Raw genomic sequence first — 18,915 nt, forward strand, 5'->3', positions numbered from 1 at the left:
GGTTGACGAATATCATTATTTAGTATAATATACCCTTACAGGTATATGTATATAAAAAGGAGAGATAAATACTATGAAAATTGATCAAGTTTTAGATGCAAAAGGATTAGCGTGTCCAATGCCAATCGTAAAAACAAAAAAAGGCAATGGATACTTTAACAACAGGTCAAGTATTAGAAGTGCAAACGACAGATAAAGGTGCTAAAAGTGATTTAACAGCTTGGACAAAATCAACAGGACACGAGCTTATTGATTTTAAAGAAGAAGGCAGTACATTTATCTTTTACATTCAAAAGAGCTAATTTTTTTGGAATTAAATATACCCCATGGGGTAAGAGGAGGAACAACATGACTGAACAAAAGAAACGAACAACAATTGTATTATTTAGCGGTGATTATGACAAAGCGATGGCAGCTTATATTATTGCCAACGGAGCGGCTGCTTATGACCATGAAGTGACAATATTCCATACGTTTTGGGGATTGAATGCGCTTCGTAAAGAAGAAATGGTGCCGGTGAAAAAAGGATTTTTAGAAAAGATGTTTGGCAAAATGATGCCGCGCGGTGCGGATAAAATGGGCTTATCTAAAATGAACTTTGCAGGTATGGGACCTAAAATGATTAAAAACGTAATGAAAAAGCATAATGCTCTAACGCTACCGCAGCTTATCGAAATGGCACAAGAACAAGATGTGAAGCTAGTGGCTTGTACGATGACGATGGATCTTCTAGGGTTACAGGAAAAAGAACTGTTAGATAATATTGAATATGCGGGCGTAGCGGCGTATTTAGCCGACGCAGAAGACGGAAACGTAAACTTATTCATCTAAAAGATAACTCATGAAGCGAGGGTCAATATGATTGTCAATGCGCTTATTATCGTTTTTCTGCTGTGGTTTTTGTATCAGCGTTTTGCAACAGTAAAAGGTATTCAGCAAATAGCCACAACGGAGTTAAAAGCAAAGTTAAAAAATAAAGATAACCAGTTTATCGATGTGCGAACACCACATGAATTTCGTACCAAACATATTAAAGGGTTTCGAAACATTCCTTTATCAGAATTGCCAGCGCAAACAGGTCAGCTTTCAAAAGACAGAGAAGTAGTCGTTATTTGTCAAAGCGGAATGAGAAGTATGAAAGCAAGTAAGCTGTTGAAAAAGCAAGGTTTTATAGCCATTACCAACGTTAAAGGCGGCATGAATACGTGGAGATAAATCAAGAAGGAGGAGACGCAGCGTGAAGACAATAGCAGCACAAGAAGTAGAACAGCTAGTAAAAAAACAAGAACAAATTCACATTTTAGATGTGCGTGAAGTAGAGGAAGTAAAAATAGGTAAAATTCCAAACGCGTTAAATATCCCGCTTCCTTTATTAGAATTTCGTATGCATGAGTTAGATAAAGCAAAGAATTATATTGTTGTCTGTCGTTCTGGTGGCAGAAGCGGAATGGCAGCTCGTTTTCTGGAGCAGCAAGGCTACAGTGTAACGAATATGACCGGCGGCATGATGGAGTGGAAAGGGGAAACGGTCTAATTTTTTTAGATAAAAATATACCCCTATCAGTATTTAAACCAAGGAGGAAAAAGAAATGATGCAAGCAAACTTCGTATTAGATGCAAAAGGGTTAGCATGTCCAATGCCAATCGTAAGAACAAAGAAGAAAATGAATGAATTAGAAGCAGGTCAAGTGCTAGAAATTCAAGCAACGGATAAAGGCTCTACCGCTGACTTACAAGCGTGGGCAAAAAGCACAGGTCATGAGTATTTAGGTACCGAGGCAGCAGGTGACGTTCTTCACCACTTTCTTCGTAAAGGCGGAGCTGAAGAAAACGTAACGCCAATTCCTGAAATTTCATTAGAAGAATTTGCGAAAAAAGTAGAGAATGATGAACATCTTCACATTTTAGACGTTCGTGAAGTAGAAGAATACGATGAAGCTCATATTCCAGGCGTGGTTCATATTCCGCTTGGTGAAGTAGAAAAACGTTTCAATGAGTTAAATAAAGAAGATGAAATTTATATTATTTGCCACTCTGGAAGACGAAGTGAAATGGCAGGCCAAACGATGAAGAAGCAAGGATTTAAGTACTTGGTTAATGTGGTTCCTGGTATGCGTGACTGGACGGGTAAAGTAGAATAATCAATTGAGCATAGCGAATTAAAAAAATTTGATAGTTTATATACCTAAGGAGGTATTTTAATATGACAGTACATGTACTTACTGCAAAAGAAGTTACATCTAAAATTATCAATAAAGAACCGCTATTTATCTTAGACGTTCGTAACGAAAGTGATTTTAGCGATTGGAAAATTGAAGGTCATCAATTTCAGCATTTAAATGTTCCATACTTCGATCTTTTAGACGGAGTAGAAGAAATCTTAGAAAAAATCCCTTCTGATAAAGAAGTATTAGTTGTCTGTGCTAAAGAAGGTTCATCCGTGATGGTAGCTGACATGCTTTCAGAAGCGGGACTTACCGTATCGTACCTTAAAGGCGGTATGAAAGCGTGGAGTGAATATTTAGAGCCTGTTAAAGTTGGAGATTTAAAAGACGGCGGAGAAATTTATCAGTTTGTTCGTATCGGTAAAGGATGCTTATCTTATATGATTGTATCAAACGGTGAAGCGGCTATTATTGATGCGACGCGTATGGCAGATGTGTACATCAACTTTGCCAAAGAACTTGGCGTCACTGTTAAGCATGTGTTTGATACGCACCTTCATGCAGATCACATTTCAGGAGGAAGAGTTATTGCGGAAGCAACAAATGCAGCGTACTGGCTGCCTCCAAAAGATGCAGAAGAAGTGGTTTTTGACTACAAGGCTTTAGAAGAAGGCAGCGATGTCGTGATTGGTAACACAATGATTACGATTCAGCCTCTTTATTCACCGGGTCATACGATTGGATCAACTTCTTTTATCGTAGACGATCAATACTTGCTTTCAGGTGATATTTTGTTCATTGATTCAATTGGACGTCCTGATTTAGCTGGTATGGCTGAAGACTGGGTAGGCGATCTGCGCGAGACGCTTTATACACGCTATAAAGCATTATCAGATGAGTTAATCGTATTACCAGCTCACTTTATGATTATTGATGAGCTAAATGACAACGGCAGCGTAGCTGAAAAGTTAGGTACGTTGTTTGCAAAAAATCATGGATTAAATATTGAAAACGAAGCAGAGTTCAGACACTTAGTAACAGATAATTTACCGCCGCAGCCGAATGCGTATCAAGAAATTCGTGAAACCAACATGGGAAAAGTAATCCCAGATGAAGAAAAACAGCGTGAAATGGAAATTGGACCAAACCGCTGTGCGATTCGCTAAAACCTAAACAAAGGAGAGAGAGAAATGGAATCAAATAAAGTACTAGATGCAAAAGGGCTGGCATGTCCAATGCCGATTGTTAAAACAAAAAAAGCAATGAATGAACTAGAACCAGGTCAAGTGTTAGAAATTCACGCAACGGATAAAGGAGCGAAAAATGACCTTGCAGCTTGGGCAAAATCTGGCGGTCATGAGCTTCTTCAGACAGAAGAAGGCGACGTTCTTAAATTTTGGATTAAAAAAGGATAAGAAATAATGGATGAAAAGGGTATCTCTTGTAAAAGGTACCCTTTCCTTATATGAAACGGAGCGACTATAGATGGATCTTACGTTTATCATCACGCTTTTTCTTATTGGATTTATTGGGTCGTTTATTTCCGGTATGGTCGGTATTGGCGGGTCTGTTATTAATTATCCGATGCTGTTATATATTCCCCCAGTAGTAGGAGTAGGAGCACTAACGGCTCATCAAGTCTCAGGTGCAGGAGCCATTCAAGTGTTCTTTGCGACAATAGGCGGCGTATGGGCATATCGAAAAAGTGGATTTTTAAATAAATCATTAATTTTATATATGGGCAGCAATATTCTAATCGGAAGCATGCTTGGAAGCTACAGCTCACATTATATGAATGAACAAGGGTTAAATGTTGTATATGGAGTTTTAGCTCTTATTGCGGTTGTTATGATGTTTATTCCAAAGAAAAATGTAGATGAGATAAAAGAAGGCGAACTTCAATTCAATAAAGGATTAGCTTCTATTTTATCACTGCTTATCGGAGCCGTAGCAGGAGTGTTAGGAGCAGGAGGAGCCTTTATTTTAGTTCCTGTGATGCTTGTGGTGCTTAAAATTCCAACTCGAATAACCATCGCAACTTCACTAGCCGTTACCTTTATTTCTTCCATTGGTTCAACGGTTGGAAAGCTGGTGACCCATCAAGTCCCATTTATACCGGCACTTATTTTAGTTGCGGCAAGTTTAATTGCCTCTCCAGTCGGTGCAAAAGTTGGTCAGAAAATGAATACAAAAGTGCTTCAGTGGATCCTTGCCGGTTTGATTCTAGCAACGGCAATTAAGATTTGGTGGGGGCTACTATAAAAAGCTATGGATTCCCATAGCTTTTTTTATAGCACTTCATCACTTTCCACATACGTTTCAAGCGCAGGATGAAATTCTTTTTGATAGTGGTTAGACGGACACACTTTCACAACAGTAGCGTGAAGTGCGTTAGATTTTGATGTATTTAACACTTGCTTGCATTTTGGGCATCGTTCATTAAACAGAAAATGAAGCCATTTCACTTTTCATCACTCCTGTACTAAAACCTTTAAATCTTATCGAGTTAATAAGGATTATAACGAGTTTTATACGGCAGGTCAATGAAAAGGGAATCTCTTTAGATGTTACTAAGCTTTTTTAGCTTACGCTGATACGCAAGGTAAGGAAGTCCTGGAAATACTAAAATTACTGTTGAAATCGCTAATAAAATCTCGCTTATTGTACCTACTGCTTCCGGAAGCCAGCCGTATAAGCTCATAACGTCAAAAAGCAGCAGAAACACCATCGCGACAAGAATAGATAGAGCTGCTTTTCCTACAGAACGCTTTTCTCGTTCGTATCTGTCAATGATCGTTTCTACATCGGAATAAATAGGTTTTGTTCCCGGAGATGCGCTGAAAATATGCATAGCATGACCTGTTGAACAAACGTGCTGCCATCCGGCTTCTTTAAAAAGCAAAAAATATTCATCATCTGCATGTTCTTGAAAATCTAGTGAATATTGAAGCTCTTGAGCCTTTCCTTTTTTTAATGTATATCCAAAAAGAGCCCAACGGTCTAAAAGCCAGCCTTTTTTTGCATAGTCGCTGAGCTTTTGTAAATCTTCTTTTTCGGCAAAAGCAGTCCCGCCGCTCAGTATGTACTTTGTCTTTTTCATTTATAAACCTCCTAAAATATCTTCAGCGTGCTTAATCATTTCTTTGCGACGCTGAATTTCTTTTTTTAAAAACTGAATTCCTTTTTCTGTTGCAACATACGTTTTCTTTTTGTCTTTGCTTTCGCCATAAAGCATGATTAACTCAGCTGCAAGAAGTTTTTTAATTGTAGTGTACATAGATGCAGGTCCAATCGAAAACTGTTGATTGGTCATATCTTCAATGGTTTTCATGATAAGATACCCGTGTTTTGCTTCTATGAGGGACACTAAGATGTAGTAAGACGTGTCGGTAAGTTCCCCCGTCTCTAATGAATCGTTTCGCGGCATATTCAACCTCCTTATATCATTAAACGATATATCGTTAATTAATATATATCATTTAATGATATAAATAGTCAATAGAAAATGTTAAATTTTAGGTCTATAATTGCGCCATGAACTTCTTTGACACATATATAAAAGGAATGATTTTGAAGAATCGTTTAGTGAGATAAATATATTTGTATAAAAAATTAAGAATTTGTAGAATTTATTGTTTATTTATTTGAATTTTATGTTATCCTTTTTAACATACATTAAATATAAGGCCATATTTATCGTACGACCTTTGAATTGTATTACAGATAGGGAATAAGAAAAATATATATTGAAAGGAGAAAGGGAGAGTCAGAGAGGACGCACATGCTAGTTGTCTGTTAAAAAGGCATCTTGCAAGCTGTAAAAGCTGCATAATCTCATGAATAGAAGCATCCGTCTTAATTTTTCTGACTATTCGAATAATTAATTTTGCCATTGAAAGTTTGAGTCACTGCAAAAGTTTAAAATCTAAAAAAGGAATGATCATCAATGAAAGATAAATTTGCCCAACGAGCTAGTCTTGTAAAATCCTCTGAAACGCGCGAAATTTTAAAAGTAACGGAACGACCAGAAGTGATTTCGTTTGCAGGAGGACTTCCAGCGCCGGAGCTATTTCCCGTTGAAGCAATGAACGATGCGTGCCGCGCCGTATTAAATGAAGACGGAGCCGCTTCGCTCCAATATAGTACAACTGAAGGGTATATTCCTTTACGAGAAGCCATTTCGACACGAATGAAGCATATTGGCATCGAGTCCACTGTTTCGAACATTTTAATTACGTCCGGATCTCAGCAGGCAATCGATCTTACAGGAAGACTGTTTCTTAATGACGGAGACGTGGTAATCTGTGAAAGTCCAACGTACCTAGCAGCCATTAACGTCTTCAAATCTTACAATGCAACGTTTGTAGAAGTAGATATGGACGAAGACGGAATGATTATGGAAGAGCTGGAGAAAAAACTTCAGGAAAATCCGAATGCTAAATTTATCTATACAATTCCAGATTTTCAAAACCCTACAGGACGCACCTTAACGCGAGAAAGACGTCAGCGAATGATCGAGCTTGCGAATGCATACGACGTGCTGATTGTAGAAGACAATCCATACGGAGGCGTACGATTTGCAGGAGAAACCCTTCCGCCCGTTAAGCATTTTGATACAGAAGGCAGAGTTATTTATATCAGCACATTCTCTAAAATCTTTGCACCAGGTCTTCGAATCGGCTGGGTGTGCGCAGATGAAGCTTTCATTGATAAGTACGTGGCATTTAAACAAGTAGCAGACTTGCATACGGACAGCTTTGCTCAGCGGGTAACGGCTAAGTATATGGAGCTTTATGATATCGAAGAGCACATTCAAAAAATTAAAGCTGTGTATAAAGAGCGATGTACACAAATGTTATCTTGTATTGAAGAATTTTTTCCGGAGAATTTGTCTTACAGTAAGCCAGAAGGCGGATTGTTTATTTGGGTAGAGCTGCCCCAAGGAATCGATTCAGCACATATCTTTTCAGAATCTCTAAAAAATAACGTAGCCTGTGTTCCGGGAACACCATTCTTTCCAAATGGCACAAGAAACAACGCGCTGCGCTTGAATTACTCTAATATGTCTGCTGAACAAATCGTAGAAGGCATGAAGCGCATGGGAGACGTATTGCACCGTGAACTGGCGAGAGAAACGACTGTTTTATAAAAGAAATGAAAAAATTAAATAAAGCCATTTTATTAATTCATGAAATATACGGTGTGAACGATCATATGAAGTTTGTAAAACAGGAATTGTCTAAGTTAGAGGCAGATATTATCTGTCCTAACTTATTATCTAGAGACGTTCCTTATCGTTATGAAGAAGAGGACATGGCTTATCAAAACTTTGTTCAAAACATCGGTATTGATGAGGGTTCAAGACAAATCAATAACATGTTAACTCAGCTAAAGCAAGAATATGAAGAAGTAGGGGTCATAGGATTTAGTGTAGGAGCCACAATATCGTGGCTATGCAGTGAAAACAATTTGTGTGACTTTGTGATTGGCTGTTACGGATCGCGCATTAGAGACTATATAAATAGACGTCCTGTGTGTCCAACTCTTCTTATTTTTCCCGCTGAGGAGCAAACATTTGATGTAGACTGTTTAATAAACTCACTAGAGCAAAAAAGAGAGCCGCTTTTGGAAATCAAAAAGTTTTATGGATTTCATGGGTTTATGAATCCTTTTTCACAAACCTTTAATAAAGAATCAGCGGACGAAGCCTTCCAAACAGTAAGTGACTTTCTCGAAAAGCACTTAGCTGATCACTAGCTATACACGCTGAAAGTGATACCTTGCAATAAGCAGAAACTGACCCTTTTTCAGTACGTATACCTGTATTAACATTTTCTTTAAACGTATCAAAAAGGAGTGAGGTTATGCTAAAGTCAGTTGAACTTGTAGGAACAGCGGTAAAGCTAGTGCCGCTTGAAAAAATGCATGAGCAAGGACTCTATGAAGCTGCAAAACCGAAAGAAATTTGGGAGCATCTCCCGGTAAAAGTTCATCGTCTAAGTGATATGAAACAGCTGATTGAAAGTGCTTTAAAAGCCAAGCAGGAAGGAAGAGAGCTGCCTTTTGCTGTATTTGATATAGAGTCACATTCAATTGTAGGAAGCACAAGATTTTTAGATATATCACTTCCTAACAAAAGCGTAGAAATAGGGTGGACGTGGTATCATCCATCCGTGTGGCGAACTCGAGTCAACACGGAGTGTAAGTATTTATTATTAAAATACTGTTTTGAAGAGCTGAAGTTTCACCGCGTCCAATTCAAAACGGATGCGCAAAACAAGCGGTCTAGAGCGGCTATTAAACGGTTAGGTGCTACGCAAGAAGGCATTAGCAGAAAACATATGCTTTTACCAGATGGATACGTACGAGATTCGGTCATCTTCAGTATAATCGATGACGAATGGCCGTTTGTCAAAAAGCGATTAGAAAATTTTTTACATGAAGCCAGTGCGGAAAATAAAGAAAACGCCAGCAATTAATGGCATTTAAAGATAAAAAGCACAAGCTATAGCTTGTGCTTTTTATTTTTAGAGAGCTTGTTTAATAATTTTTTTATAGTAAAGAACAGATAAAATACCAAAAATAGAGTACAGCGCCGTATAGACAATCATGACGATAATCATTGGTGTCCAAACCTCTGTTCCAAACCAGAACCAGCCGGATTGTACGGCAAAATAGCTGTGAAGCAAGCCTACGATTAACGGAATGCCGAAATTAAAAAGCTGCTTTATTTTTATGCCTTTTAGTAAATCATTTTCAGTGAAGCCGAGTTTTCTAAGAATCGTATAGTTCGGCTTTTCATCTTCACTTTCGTCCATTTGTTTAAAGTAAAGAATGCACCCTGACGTGATTAAAAAGGCCAGTCCTAGAAAAGCGACAATGAACATAATTAGACCCATAGTCTGCTTTTGGCTCCCCATCATATCCATACGGGAATCATTTAAGCTGTTATTGCTAAATTTCATTTCTCCGAAAAGCTCATTTGCTTTTTGTAAGTTATCTTCATTTGATATGTCTATTCCAGTGTAGACAGACGATTCTTTTTGAATAGAAGGGTCCGCATTCTGTTTAAGCTCATTAAATACAGCATCATCTACAATGGCAGTAGGCAAACCGCCCCCGGTAAAATAAATAGGTAGAAGAAATTCTCGATTTAATCCTACATATTTTTGGAAAATTACTTTTTTCTTTCCTTTTAACTCAATTTGTCCCGAATCTTTAAATGCCATTGTTTTTTGAAGCATATTATTATAGCCAGTAAACAAGGTTTCGTTTTGAGCTAGATTTAAGCCATTAACTGATTTTTCACTAATCATCGGAATCGTCATAGCGGACGAGTCTACCATTGGACTTTTTAGTTCATGTTCTAAGATGCTTTTTACGTTTGCTTTTACTTGGATGACGTCGATCTTTTTTTCCGTATATGCTATTTTCTTTCGATCCAGCGCGGCTTTAAACAAAGCAGCGTCTTTTGTATTATTTATAGAAAAATCGTTAGGTACATAGTCTCCAGCCGACTTTTCAGCAGAGTAATAGGAAATGTAGCTCAAGCATAAAAAACCGATAGCAAGAGCGGATACGGTTGTAATCACCGTTAGTAATAATGCGTTTGATTTCATTCGAAACATAATGGAAGAAAGAGATAATACGTCGTTAATCGACAAATAGCCTTTTTTGCTTTTTCGCATAAGATTTAATAAAAAGCGAACTGAGCCTTTATAAAACAAATAGGTTCCGATGATAACCGAAGCTAAAATAGATACCATTGCGATGGACAAATCATTCATGCTTGTAAAAGATCCGTCAAACAATTTAGCAGAAATATAGTAGCCGGAAGCAATAAAGATCATGCCAAGAATTCCAATAATAATTTCAAGAATACTGATTTTTTTTGTTTTGCTTTCTGTAGATGACGTAACGCGGAATAGGGCTAAAATGGTCTGTCTTTTAATAAAAAGATAGTTCATCGTCATGATTAACAAATAGATGACGCCGAACACAATCAGCGTTTGAATCAAGGCTTCTTCTGAAAAGTGAAGCTTGGCAATGCCTTTTGTATCGGTGATTTTAAACAAAATCATAATGACCGCTTTTGAAAACGAAAACCCAATTAAAATGCCGACAATCAGTGAGGCAAAATACAGCATAAAATTTTCAACGGTCAAAATACGGAAAATTTTTGTTTTGGTCATGCCAATTAGCTGAAATAAGCCAATTTCTTTACTGCGTCGCTTAATAAAAATCGTATTTGCATATAGTAGAAAGATAGAAACAATGGCTACAAGTAAAACAGAAGCGGCCCGAACCGCCGCGCCTCCTTTAATGGAGCCTTTGGTTGCATCAAGAGCAGGATCGTACTGAAGCGTGACAAAAGCAAAATATAAAGCTGCGCTGAAAATCAGTGCAAAAACGTACAAATAATAGTTTTTTACATTCTTTTTGAAGTTGCGGAAAACGAGCTGATTAATATTCATCTTGGACTCCGCCTAGTACGCCTTGCGTTTTCATAATATCTTCAAAGAAGTCTTTTCGCGTTTGGTCGCCTTTATACAGCTGCGTATAAATTTGTCCGTCTTTTATAAAAATGACTTTACTGCAGTAGCTGGCTGCCACTGGGTCATGCGTTACCATCACAATGGTTGCGCTTCTTTTATCATTAAGCTCGGTCAGTTTGTTTAACAAATCGCTGGCTGCTTTTGAGTCAAGTGCACCGGTTGGTTCGTCAGCAAAAATCATACTTGGCTCATGAATAAAGGCTCTTGCAGCAGAAGTACGCTGCTTTTGTCCGCCCGAAATTTCATTTGGATATTTATCTTTGAGCTCATAGATGCCGAGCTGTTTGGCTAGCGCGTCAAATTTTTTGTGAGCTACTGCCGAAGGAGTTTTGACAACAGAAAGAGGCAAGAGGATATTTTCTTTGACTGTCAGTGTATCGAGCAAGTTATAGTCTTGAAAAATAAAGCCTAAATGTGTTTTTCGGAAGTTTGCTAACTGCTTTTCTTTCATTCTGCTAATTTCATTTCCTTCAATTTTGATGGTTCCGCCGTTGATTTTATCAATCGAGGAAAGCACGTTCAGAAGCGTCGTTTTACCTGAGCCGGAAGCCCCCATAATTCCTACAAATTCTCCTTTCATAATCATAATATCTACACCTTTTAATACTTCTTGTTTATTAAATTTATTTCCGTAGCTTTTATGAATATTAGTTGCTTCTAATATGTTCATATGTACTCACTCCTTTAATCTGATACGTTTATTATAGAAAAAGGGCTTTAGCTTTTCCTTTGATTCACCGAACAAATAACGAAAGCATGTGACATTTTTGTCACATGCTTTTCATATCAACAAAATCATTTGATTTAGGAAAGGCAAGTGTAAACGTCGTGCCTTCGTTAAGAGCTGACTGCACGCCAATGTGAATAGAAAGAGCGTGCGCAGCTTTTTGAGCGAGATACAAACCCATACCTGTGGCACGGCTGTCTTCATGCTGAGTGGTTGATGTAAAACCTTTCTCAAAAATGCGCGGCATATCTTGAGGAGAAATGCCGCGTCCGCTGTCTTTTATCTCGACGTACACTTGACCATGGTGCTTGTAGCTTCTAATCATTACGTCAGATGCTTCACTGTACTTGACTGCGTTTGTTAAGAGCTGTCTCATAATAAACGAAAACCACTTTGCGTCACACAGTACACGTTCTGCCTGTATGTCCACATCAAACCCAATATTTTTTTGCATACACCAAGCTTGCAGCGTTTTGATTTCAGTGAAAATAAGGGACTCTAAATCCAGATGTTCAATATACATATCATTTTCGATAAAGAAAATGCGCTTTTGATGCAGCTGTTGATCAAGTAAAAAGTGAATACGGAGCCACTCGAACGTCAAGTTTGCTTTAACTTCTCGATTTTCTAAGCGTTCAATTATTAAATGCATTGCAGTTAACGGCGTTTTAATTTCGTGAATCCAAGCTAACATTTCATCTTTTTCCTGCGTCACGTGCAGCTGAGTTTGCACCGCATCTTTTTTCGCCTGTTCTAATTGTTGCATCAGATTTTGCTGAACAATCTTTTCAAAGGGGCGCAGCGGATGAGAAAGAGTAGAAGAATCAAAGAAATCCTCTTCATCTTTTAACCCTTGGTAAAATTTCGTTTCTTTCTGATAGCGGAAGACGCAAAAAATAAGAAAGATAATCGATGATAAAAACACGATATAGAGAATCGAAGACAGAGGAATGGATTCATCAATATACGCGATAAATAGCATAAAAAAATGTATGATAAAAAAGAAAAGGATCCAGCTTAGACGCTCGCGAATAAAGAGTTTAATCATAGCGTTCCTCTTCAATCGCTACGTAGCCTTGACCGACTTTTGTTTCAATAAAGCTTCCCAGTCCAATTTCATCTAACTTTTTTCGCAGGCGATTGACGTTTACCGTTAGGGTATTATCACTGATAAACCGTTTATCTTCCCACAAACTATTAATCAGCTCATCTCGGCTTACAATCGTATTCTTTTTATGTATTAAGCATTTTAGAATAAAGATTTCATTTTTGGTTAATTCAATAGCTTTAGATTCCGTTGATACTTTATTTTTTTCGTAATCAATCGTTGCGCCTTGCCACGAAAGAAGGCTTACTTGTTCAACGCTATAATTATACACGCGGCGGAGAAGGGCTTGTATTTTTGCTACAAGCACATCAAAATGAAACGGCTTTTGCACAAAGTCGTCGGCTCCAAACTGCATAGACATGACCATATCAGAAGGATGATCTCGTGAAGATAGGAATATAATAGGGATTTTCGAGTGAGAGCGAATCATTCTGCACCAGTGGAAGCCGTCATACTTCGGCAGCTGAATATCCATAATCACTAAATCAGGTTTTACCTCGCTAAACTCCTGCATAACGTTACTGAAATTACGGATGCCGTAAACATCATATGACCATTGCTCCAACCGCTCTTTCAGTTCGTTAAACAGCGTTACATCATCTTCAATTAAAAGAAGTTTAAACAATAACACGTACCACGCTTTCTGTTTTTATACTTATTTTATAGCAATATCCTTTTATTTACCATATGTGACAGTAGATTCACCGACGTTCTTTATAAAATGTGAAAGAATAGCTTTTGATGAGCATAGCTTATAAACATATATTGAACGCTAGTGAAAAAGGGACAATAGCTGTAAAGCCAGAAAATGTAACCTATGAAGAGGCGGCTTCTATTTCTTTTGGTGGCACAACGGTTCTGCATTTTTTTAGAAAAGGAAACATTCAAGCCGGACAAAAAGTGCTTATCTACGGTGCGTCAGGTGCCGTAGGAACTACCGCTGTACAGCTTGCTAACTATTACGGAGCTGAAGTGACAGGCGTGAGCAGTGCTAAAAACAGGGAACTAGTAAAATCTTTAGGAGCAGATTACGTCATCGACTACCAAAACGAAGATTTTACTAAAAAAGAAGAAAGATATGATCTTATTTTTGATGCCGTTGGAAAACTTACAAAAAACCAGTGTAAGGAAGCGTTAACACTAAATGGGCGCTTTGTTTCAGTAAAAGGACAAGGAATTGCGAAAGTGCAGACGGAAGATTTATTGTTTCTTAAAAAGCTCATGGAAGAAGGCCGGATCAAATCAGTCATTGATAGATGCTACTCTCTAGAACAAATTCCATCAGCTCATGAGTATGTAGAGACCGGACATAAGGTAGGAAATGTGGTTGTAGTTTTAAAGTAATAAAACTACATATTTGAAAAGATGATTTGACTTACCCGGATAGTAGGTATAACATGCAGATAAGTCAACTAAACAGCTATTTAAAACCGATTGACCAGACGACTGGAGATGCTTTGAACAATCAAAGCATCTCTTTTTTTTAGTATTGATTTAGTTATAGGAGATAGCGAGGAAGATGTAGAAAGAAGATATGGAGAGCTTGCCGCTTTAATTCCAATTGATCATGCCATTACATATTTAGCTCGTTTTTTTGATGATTATGACTTTCATCAATTTGACGTAGACGCACCGTTTCCAGAGTTAGGGGATATCGGAGCCAATGCCTTTCAAAGCACCACGAATAAAATTAAACAAGCGGCGGCTGCTCGAAAGTTAACGTTAAGAGAGGTCGCGCTTGAAACAATTTTGCCTCGTTCGCCGTTTCCAGGAACGCCAGAGCACGTAGCGGATGAAATGCAAAAATGGTATGAGCAGGAAGCAGCGGATGGATTTGTGCTTCGCCCGTTTATGAGCGAGACGTTTCATCAGTTTGTGGAAAAAGTGGTGCCTATCTTGCAAGAGCGCGGGCTTTACGACACTTCATATGAAAGCGATACGCTGCGCGGAAATTTAAATCTTTCCGTTCCAGCCAATCGATATAGTCAAACAAAGGGGGAATTTGTTTATGACAGTCAAATCAATCGGTGAATACAGCGTCACAGAAAGCTTGAAGAAGCAGGTAATTGAATGGAGAAGACATTTTCATCGCTATCCTGAATTATCGTTTCAAGAGCACCGAACGGCTCAGTTTGTGGAAGATACGCTTCGTTCGTTTGGAAGCTTTATCATTACGCGTCCTACACCAACAAGCGTGGTAGCTAGATTAATAGGGAAAGAAGAGGGAAAGGTAGTAGCAATTCGAGCGGATATGGACGCGCTGCCGATCGAAGAAGAAAATACGTTTTCATTTGCTTCGGTTCATAAAGGCGTGATGCATGCATGCGGACATGACGGTCACACGGCTATTTTGCTAGGAGTAGCTTCTGTGCTTTCTCAGTTAGGAAATGAATTTAAAGGAGAAATTCGCTTGATTTTTCAACACGCAGAAGAGCTGCTGCCTGGAGGAGCCCAGGAGCTTGTGAAAGAAGGCGTGATGGAAGGTGTGGATTATGTAATTGGTACGCACTTGAATTCTGGTCTTCCCGTCGGAGAAATCGGCGTGCTTGCAGGTCCTATGATGGCTTCGCCTGACACGTTTAACATATCGATTAAAGGAAAAGGAGGACACGCCGCAGCGCCTCATGAAGCAGTTGATGCGATCGTTGTAGGAGCGCAAATTGTGACGAACCTTCAAACGATTGTTTCAAGAACGACGAATCCAATCGATAAATTAGTCGTATCGGTTACACAATTTCACGGAGGAACTACGCACAACGTACTTCCTGATAAAGTGGAGCTGAATGGTACCGTTCGAAGCTTTGACGCGGCTCTGCGAGAAAAAGTTCCGGCACAAATTGACCGGATTGTAAAAGGACTAACAGAAGCCTACGGCGCAGAGTACACGTTTACGTATGAAAAAGGCTATCACCCTGTCATTAACTCTGAAGAAATTACAAGGTTAATTGAAGAAACAGCCATTGAAGAATACGGAAAAGACCGTGTAAAGACGCTGTCTCCTAAAATGGGAGGAGAAGACTTTTCAGCTTACCTGCAGGAAACGGAAGGAGCATTTTTTAACATTGGAGCGCGAAATGAAGAACAGGGCATCGTATACCCTCATCATCATCCGAAGTTTACGGTAGATGAAGCCTCGCTTGAAGTTGGAGTAAAGATGTTTTTGCGCGTTGCTGAAAAGCTGTTGGCTCGTTAAAAAAAGAGATTCAGACATACAATGCCCCAATTTAAAGACGAAAAAAGGCACAAAGGAGCTCGTATGGATTGCTTGTGACACGGCTGTTGATTTCCGTGCAAGGCTTCGCTTTCCGCGGGCGGCCGCTGAGCCTCCTCGTCGCTTACGCTCCTGCGGGGTCTCACTTCTTCCGCTTTTCCCGCAGGAGTCTTCGTCTTGTCCTCCAACCAACAGCTAGAAGCTACTACATAGATTAAATCTACGTTCGCTAGCACAATGAAAAGATCCCAACTGTTTATGGTTCGGATCTTTTTTCAACTAAACTACGTTTGTCCCACCGACTCTTCTTTACGACATCTTACTTTGTATCCTTATAATTCGTCGCAAATCCTGCTGCAATTAAACCAATTAGACCTAGCACTCCTACAATAACCGTTATGACCACTATGCTCACCTCAATCGCTCTGAATAATACGCTTTCATTTGTTTAATTTTACCATGAGTCTTCATATGAAAGAAGCTTTTCTTTTAAAGGCTCGAGCTTCTTGAATTTTTGATCATAGCTTTGCCGTTTTAACATGTTATTGGTTATTATCAGCGCATCTTCTTTACGCCCTGCATACAAGTAGGCTTCAATAACTTCGTCGAATCCCTTTGAATAAGGAAACTTTTCGTATTTTGCGAGTTTAAATGATGCATCGTAGTGTTTCGTTGATTCTTCATATTGCCTTAGTTTTAAAAGCATACGCCCGTTCGCTAAATGTAAATCAGCTCGTTCTAAATCCGTAAGGGTATGGAGTTCAATCCCTTGGTTGCGTATATCAAGCGCATCTTCATATCGCTTTTTTTCTTCTAGCTCAAACGCTTTCTCATAAAAGTGACCAAACTTCGTTAGCGGTCTTCTTGATTTATACAACTTGTAAATGCCGTATAGAATCAAAAGCAATAACCAAAGCAATTCCTTCAACTCTCTTTCATTTCTTTATGTATAATATTTATAATAAAGGAAATTAAAACTAATTGATAGATTGAATGAAAGAAATACATTTGGAGGTATAGGATGGTCATCAATCAGCAGATTTACCATGTAAAAGGACTTCAGTACATCATTCGTTCAGCTCACATTCGCGATGCAAACGAACTGTCTCACCTAAGAGTTCAGCTAGATGGAGAAACGGAAAACTTAGATCGTGAATCAGGAGAAGGGTATATGGACGAATCCGACTTTGAAAAACTTATTCAACGTGAAACAGAAAGTAAACGAAACTTATTTTTAGTAGCGGTTGTACATAATGAAATTGTCGGATTTTCAAGATGTGAAGGTAATGAGTTGAAGCGATTGGCTCATAAAGTAGAGTTTGGTGTATGCGTCGCAAAAGAATATTGGGGATACGGAATTGGCAAAGGTTTTTTACAGCAATCCATACTGTGGGCAGAGAGCGCGAGCATGAAGAAAATGACGCTGAATGTGTTAGAAACGAATAAAAAAGCCATTGATTTATATGAAAAGTTCGGATTTGAAGTAGAAGGAGTATTAAAGAATGACAAGGTGCTGTCTGACGGGAAGTACTATAGTACGGTTGTAATGGGAAGGTTTAAAGAGTAAGAGAACAAGGCGCTGATAAAACAGCGCCTTGTTTCGTTACTTTTGCGTTTCACGAACCCATTTGACAATATCATCAATGACATAAGAAGGGATGTTGGCTGAAACAGCATATTCATCGGGCGTGCTTTTTTCACCAGTTCCTTCTGTGAAAAAGTGGTTGAGCTTTGGATAAAGCTTAAAAGAAGTGTTGGAACGCTGAGATAAACTTTGCTTCCAACCTTCAAAATCTTCGGTCGTTACTTGATAATCACGCGCTCCTTGTAAAAAAAGCAGCGGCGTGTTCTGAGATTTTGCAACTTCTGCAGGGTGCCAGTGAGCTAAGTCATACCAAAAATAAGGCGTGCCAAGCAAAAATTCTTTTGGCGGCTGAGCTGGCGAAAAATTTGGGTCTTGTAAAATGGCAAACTGCTGCTGGAAAAAAGAAAGCTGCTCTTTCGGAAGCTGATTCAGCGATACAAGATAGGCAAATTGTTCAAGCATTAACTCTGGAAGTGTGCGGCTCGGTGCAGCAAGTAAAACAGAGCCCCGCACGCTTTTATCAGGCGTTTGATTTAAAATTCGAGGCATCATCATGCCGCCTTGACTGTGTCCTAGTATAAAAATATTGCGGCTGTCGATGCCTTTTTGTTTCGCCATTGCTTTGACTGCAAGTACGGCATCGTTCGTTGTTTCGTCGTCAACGCTTATCTTACTTTCACCGGACATTTTAGCTGTATGTTCGTATGTACGCTTGTTGTAGCGTAAAACGGCGATTCCTTGAGAAGCCAGTCCAGAAGCCAGATCTCGAAACGGCTTTAAGCTCATAAACGTTTCATCTTGATCAGAAGGACCTGATCCGTGAACTAATATGACAACGGGTACATTTTGATGCTTTGAACGTGTTGGAAGAGTGAGCGTTGCTGGAAGTTCGTAAGGTGCTTTGCCGATTAAAAGTCGTGTTTCTCTGTAATTCTTAGGGGTGTCATAAGGCGGTGTGGAAAATGAAAATTGGCGCTCGTCCGGTACAATTCGCCAGTCATCAATTTGACGATTTTGACTAAAGCGAACGGTTAAAGTAGCTGATGCATGTTCAAATTCAATGGGGATTTCTACATTTCGATGAACGGTATTGACTTCACCTTGTACAGCTGTCCCAATCTTTTTTACAGCACCTAACTGAGCCGTTAGAGATGACCACCACGTTTTTAGGTTGTCTTCACTCATTTTTGACTGCAGGCTGCGGGAAAAGTAGCGCGTAGCTTCTTTTGTTTTTCCGTTTGCTACATTCGTTAAAAATACGTTTGCTCGTTTGACTTCAACTTTTGCTGAGTGATGAGCAGCATTCGCCGCTGCTTCAGCTTGAATGGTTGAAGTGGACATAGGGAGTGCTTGAAGGCCGAGAGCTAAAGAAACAGCGAGTGGAAGGGCAGCTTTTACTTTTTTCATACATCATCCTCCTTGGCAATTCTTGTACTCTATTAGTATACCAATTTTAGGTAAATGGAGTCATGTCATTCTGAGATAAAAAGAAAGGAGCTGGGCTATAAATATGGTAAAATAAAGAAGTTAAATTATTTAGAAAATTAAAATAAATCTAGAAGTG

General features: G+C 38.9%; 23 protein-coding genes and 2 pseudogenes. 16 read left to right on the plus strand and 9 right to left on the minus strand.

Translation table 11 applies throughout. The annotated features are described in order from the left end of the window. Positions 1-73: 73 nt before the first annotated feature. From ACRPLY_RS11395 to ACRPLY_RS11430, 8 genes and pseudogenes are all read left to right on the plus strand, one after another. Positions 74-302 (plus strand): annotated as a pseudogene (locus ACRPLY_RS11395) (sulfurtransferase TusA family protein). A gap of 46 nt (positions 303-348) precedes the next feature. After that, a complete protein-coding gene (locus tag ACRPLY_RS11400; RefSeq protein WP_013058040.1) occupies positions 349-831 on the plus strand; it encodes a DsrE/DsrF/DrsH-like family protein in 483 nt (160 codons plus the stop codon). A 27-nt stretch (positions 832-858) separates the two neighbouring features. Next, entirely contained in the window at positions 859-1,215 is a 357-nt protein-coding gene (locus ACRPLY_RS11405; protein WP_098112400.1) for a rhodanese-like domain-containing protein, read from the plus strand. Positions 1,216-1,237: 22 nt separating this feature from the next. Beyond that, positions 1,238-1,534, plus strand: coding sequence for a rhodanese-like domain-containing protein (locus ACRPLY_RS11410; RefSeq protein WP_088048717.1), 297 nt, complete (start codon positions 1,238-1,240; stop codon positions 1,532-1,534). Between the two features lie 55 nt (positions 1,535-1,589). Then, entirely contained in the window at positions 1,590-2,141 is a 552-nt protein-coding gene (locus ACRPLY_RS11415) for a sulfurtransferase TusA family protein (RefSeq protein WP_325077638.1), read from the plus strand. A gap of 62 nt (positions 2,142-2,203) precedes the next feature. Beyond that, positions 2,204-3,331, plus strand: a complete 1,128-nt coding sequence (locus tag ACRPLY_RS11420) for an MBL fold metallo-hydrolase (RefSeq protein ID WP_028414562.1) — start codon at positions 2,204-2,206, stop codon at positions 3,329-3,331. 24 nt (positions 3,332-3,355) lie between these two features. Further along, positions 3,356-3,580, plus strand: coding sequence for a sulfurtransferase TusA family protein (locus ACRPLY_RS11425; protein WP_028414561.1), 225 nt, complete (start codon positions 3,356-3,358; stop codon positions 3,578-3,580). 70 nt (positions 3,581-3,650) lie between these two features. Then, positions 3,651-4,427: a sulfite exporter TauE/SafE family protein gene (locus tag ACRPLY_RS11430; protein WP_028414560.1), complete on the plus strand. Its 777-nt coding sequence runs from the start codon at positions 3,651-3,653 to the stop codon at positions 4,425-4,427. A 26-nt stretch (positions 4,428-4,453) separates the two neighbouring features. On the opposite strand, the gene ACRPLY_RS11435 is transcribed toward ACRPLY_RS11430, so the two are convergent. From ACRPLY_RS11435 to ACRPLY_RS11445, 3 genes are all read right to left on the minus strand, one after another. Further along, positions 4,454-4,630, minus strand: a complete 177-nt coding sequence (locus ACRPLY_RS11435; protein ID WP_165573543.1) for a hypothetical protein — start codon at positions 4,628-4,630, stop codon at positions 4,454-4,456. A gap of 95 nt (positions 4,631-4,725) precedes the next feature. Beyond that, positions 4,726-5,265 (minus strand): DUF2812 domain-containing protein, encoded by a 540-nt coding sequence (locus tag ACRPLY_RS11440; protein ID WP_028414559.1) that lies wholly within the window; start codon positions 5,263-5,265, stop codon positions 4,726-4,728. Continuing rightward, positions 5,266-5,592 (minus strand): PadR family transcriptional regulator, encoded by a 327-nt coding sequence (locus ACRPLY_RS11445; protein WP_028414558.1) that lies wholly within the window; start codon positions 5,590-5,592, stop codon positions 5,266-5,268. A gap of 519 nt (positions 5,593-6,111) precedes the next feature. On the opposite strand from ACRPLY_RS11445, the gene ACRPLY_RS11450 reads away from it, so the two are divergent. The 3 genes from ACRPLY_RS11450 (at position 6,112) to ACRPLY_RS11460 (ending at position 8,644) form a co-directional block, all read left to right on the plus strand. Next, a complete protein-coding gene (locus tag ACRPLY_RS11450; RefSeq protein WP_325077639.1) occupies positions 6,112-7,314 on the plus strand; it encodes a PLP-dependent aminotransferase family protein in 1,203 nt (400 codons plus the stop codon). 65 nt (positions 7,315-7,379) lie between these two features. Continuing rightward, the gene (locus ACRPLY_RS11455; protein ID WP_411736793.1) at positions 7,380-7,922 is read left to right on the plus strand and encodes a dienelactone hydrolase family protein; all 543 of its coding nucleotides are present in this window, start codon (positions 7,380-7,382) and stop codon (positions 7,920-7,922) included. A 107-nt stretch (positions 7,923-8,029) separates the two neighbouring features. Beyond that, positions 8,030-8,644 (plus strand): GNAT family N-acetyltransferase, encoded by a 615-nt coding sequence (locus ACRPLY_RS11460; protein WP_325077641.1) that lies wholly within the window; start codon positions 8,030-8,032, stop codon positions 8,642-8,644. 48 nt (positions 8,645-8,692) lie between these two features. Here ACRPLY_RS11460 and ACRPLY_RS11465 read toward each other — a convergent pair whose 3' ends face one another. The 4 genes from ACRPLY_RS11465 to ACRPLY_RS11480 all read right to left on the minus strand — a co-directional run bounded on the left by ACRPLY_RS11465 (position 8,693) and on the right by ACRPLY_RS11480 (position 13,180). Further along, on the minus strand, positions 8,693-10,639 hold the full coding sequence (locus ACRPLY_RS11465) for an ABC transporter permease (RefSeq protein ID WP_325077642.1): 1,947 nt from the start codon (positions 10,637-10,639) through the stop codon (positions 8,693-8,695). Further along, on the minus strand, positions 10,629-11,390 hold the full coding sequence (locus ACRPLY_RS11470) for an ABC transporter ATP-binding protein (RefSeq protein WP_047750431.1): 762 nt from the start codon (positions 11,388-11,390) through the stop codon (positions 10,629-10,631). The genes ACRPLY_RS11465 and ACRPLY_RS11470 overlap by 11 nt, the downstream gene beginning before the upstream one ends. Before the next feature lie 100 nt (positions 11,391-11,490). After that, positions 11,491-12,495 (minus strand): sensor histidine kinase, encoded by a 1,005-nt coding sequence (locus tag ACRPLY_RS11475; RefSeq protein WP_325077644.1) that lies wholly within the window; start codon positions 12,493-12,495, stop codon positions 11,491-11,493. After that, positions 12,488-13,180 (minus strand): response regulator transcription factor, encoded by a 693-nt coding sequence (locus ACRPLY_RS11480; RefSeq protein ID WP_325077647.1) that lies wholly within the window; start codon positions 13,178-13,180, stop codon positions 12,488-12,490. Before ACRPLY_RS11480 ends, ACRPLY_RS11475 begins: the two co-directional genes overlap by 8 nt. 152 nt (positions 13,181-13,332) lie before the next feature. Here ACRPLY_RS11480 and ACRPLY_RS11485 point away from each other — a divergent pair. From ACRPLY_RS11485 to ACRPLY_RS11500, 4 genes and pseudogenes are all read left to right on the plus strand, one after another. Beyond that, positions 13,333-13,899, plus strand: a pseudogene (locus ACRPLY_RS11485) (NAD(P)-dependent alcohol dehydrogenase); the annotation flags it as partial. A gap of 405 nt (positions 13,900-14,304) precedes the next feature. Further along, positions 14,305-14,586 (plus strand): hypothetical protein, encoded by a 282-nt coding sequence (locus tag ACRPLY_RS11490; protein WP_325078158.1) that lies wholly within the window; start codon positions 14,305-14,307, stop codon positions 14,584-14,586. Then, on the plus strand, positions 14,564-15,748 hold the full coding sequence (locus ACRPLY_RS11495) for a M20 family metallopeptidase (RefSeq protein WP_165636456.1): 1,185 nt from the start codon (positions 14,564-14,566) through the stop codon (positions 15,746-15,748). The genes ACRPLY_RS11490 and ACRPLY_RS11495 overlap by 23 nt, the downstream gene beginning before the upstream one ends. After that, a complete protein-coding gene (locus ACRPLY_RS11500) occupies positions 15,723-15,965 on the plus strand; it encodes a hypothetical protein (RefSeq protein WP_376185460.1) in 243 nt (80 codons plus the stop codon). Before ACRPLY_RS11495 ends, ACRPLY_RS11500 begins: the two co-directional genes overlap by 26 nt. Positions 15,966-16,220: 255 nt before the next feature. Here ACRPLY_RS11500 and ACRPLY_RS11505 read toward each other — a convergent pair whose 3' ends face one another. After that, on the minus strand, positions 16,221-16,685 hold the full coding sequence (locus ACRPLY_RS11505; protein WP_325078159.1) for a hypothetical protein: 465 nt from the start codon (positions 16,683-16,685) through the stop codon (positions 16,221-16,223). 102 nt (positions 16,686-16,787) lie between these two features. Between ACRPLY_RS11505 and ACRPLY_RS11510 the strand changes: the two genes are divergently transcribed. Further along, positions 16,788-17,333 (plus strand): GNAT family N-acetyltransferase, encoded by a 546-nt coding sequence (locus ACRPLY_RS11510; RefSeq protein WP_325078160.1) that lies wholly within the window; start codon positions 16,788-16,790, stop codon positions 17,331-17,333. A gap of 36 nt (positions 17,334-17,369) precedes the next feature. On the opposite strand, the gene ACRPLY_RS11515 is transcribed toward ACRPLY_RS11510, so the two are convergent. After that, positions 17,370-18,758, minus strand: coding sequence for an alpha/beta fold hydrolase (locus tag ACRPLY_RS11515; RefSeq protein ID WP_325078161.1), 1,389 nt, complete (start codon positions 18,756-18,758; stop codon positions 17,370-17,372). Positions 18,759-18,915 lie beyond the last annotated feature (157 nt).

Source organism: Priestia sp. TGN 0903 (assembly GCF_050846855.1).
GTDB lineage: Bacteria > Bacillota > Bacilli > Bacillales > Bacillaceae_H > Priestia > Priestia zanthoxyli.

Excerpts from the sequence above, each read along its gene's own strand:
- ACRPLY_RS11400 (WP_013058040.1), top strand. The coding sequence starts at position 349 with ATGACTGAACAAAAGAAACGAACAACAATTGTATTATTTAGCGGTGAT.
- ACRPLY_RS11405 (WP_098112400.1), top strand. The coding sequence starts at position 859 with ATGATTGTCAATGCGCTTATTATCGTTTTTCTGCTGTGGTTTTTGTAT.
- ACRPLY_RS11415 (WP_325077638.1), top strand. The coding sequence starts at position 1,590 with ATGATGCAAGCAAACTTCGTATTAGATGCAAAAGGGTTAGCATGTCCA.
- ACRPLY_RS11420 (WP_028414562.1), top strand. The coding sequence starts at position 2,204 with ATGACAGTACATGTACTTACTGCAAAAGAAGTTACATCTAAAATTATC.
- ACRPLY_RS11425 (WP_028414561.1), top strand. The coding sequence starts at position 3,356 with ATGGAATCAAATAAAGTACTAGATGCAAAAGGGCTGGCATGTCCAATG.
- ACRPLY_RS11430 (WP_028414560.1), top strand. The coding sequence starts at position 3,651 with ATGGATCTTACGTTTATCATCACGCTTTTTCTTATTGGATTTATTGGG.
- ACRPLY_RS11440 (WP_028414559.1), bottom strand. The coding sequence starts at position 5,265 with ATGAAAAAGACAAAGTACATACTGAGCGGCGGGACTGCTTTTGCCGAA.
- ACRPLY_RS11445 (WP_028414558.1), bottom strand. The coding sequence starts at position 5,592 with ATGCCGCGAAACGATTCATTAGAGACGGGGGAACTTACCGACACGTCT.
- ACRPLY_RS11450 (WP_325077639.1), top strand. The coding sequence starts at position 6,112 with ATGAAAGATAAATTTGCCCAACGAGCTAGTCTTGTAAAATCCTCTGAA.
- ACRPLY_RS11455 (WP_411736793.1), top strand. The coding sequence starts at position 7,380 with ATGAAGTTTGTAAAACAGGAATTGTCTAAGTTAGAGGCAGATATTATC.
- ACRPLY_RS11460 (WP_325077641.1), top strand. The coding sequence starts at position 8,030 with ATGCTAAAGTCAGTTGAACTTGTAGGAACAGCGGTAAAGCTAGTGCCG.
- ACRPLY_RS11465 (WP_325077642.1), bottom strand. The coding sequence starts at position 10,639 with ATGAATATTAATCAGCTCGTTTTCCGCAACTTCAAAAAGAATGTAAAA.
- ACRPLY_RS11470 (WP_047750431.1), bottom strand. The coding sequence starts at position 11,390 with ATGAACATATTAGAAGCAACTAATATTCATAAAAGCTACGGAAATAAA.
- ACRPLY_RS11475 (WP_325077644.1), bottom strand. The coding sequence starts at position 12,495 with ATGATTAAACTCTTTATTCGCGAGCGTCTAAGCTGGATCCTTTTCTTT.
- ACRPLY_RS11495 (WP_165636456.1), top strand. The coding sequence starts at position 14,564 with ATGACAGTCAAATCAATCGGTGAATACAGCGTCACAGAAAGCTTGAAG.
- ACRPLY_RS11510 (WP_325078160.1), top strand. The coding sequence starts at position 16,788 with ATGGTCATCAATCAGCAGATTTACCATGTAAAAGGACTTCAGTACATC.
- ACRPLY_RS11515 (WP_325078161.1), bottom strand. The coding sequence starts at position 18,758 with ATGAAAAAAGTAAAAGCTGCCCTTCCACTCGCTGTTTCTTTAGCTCTC.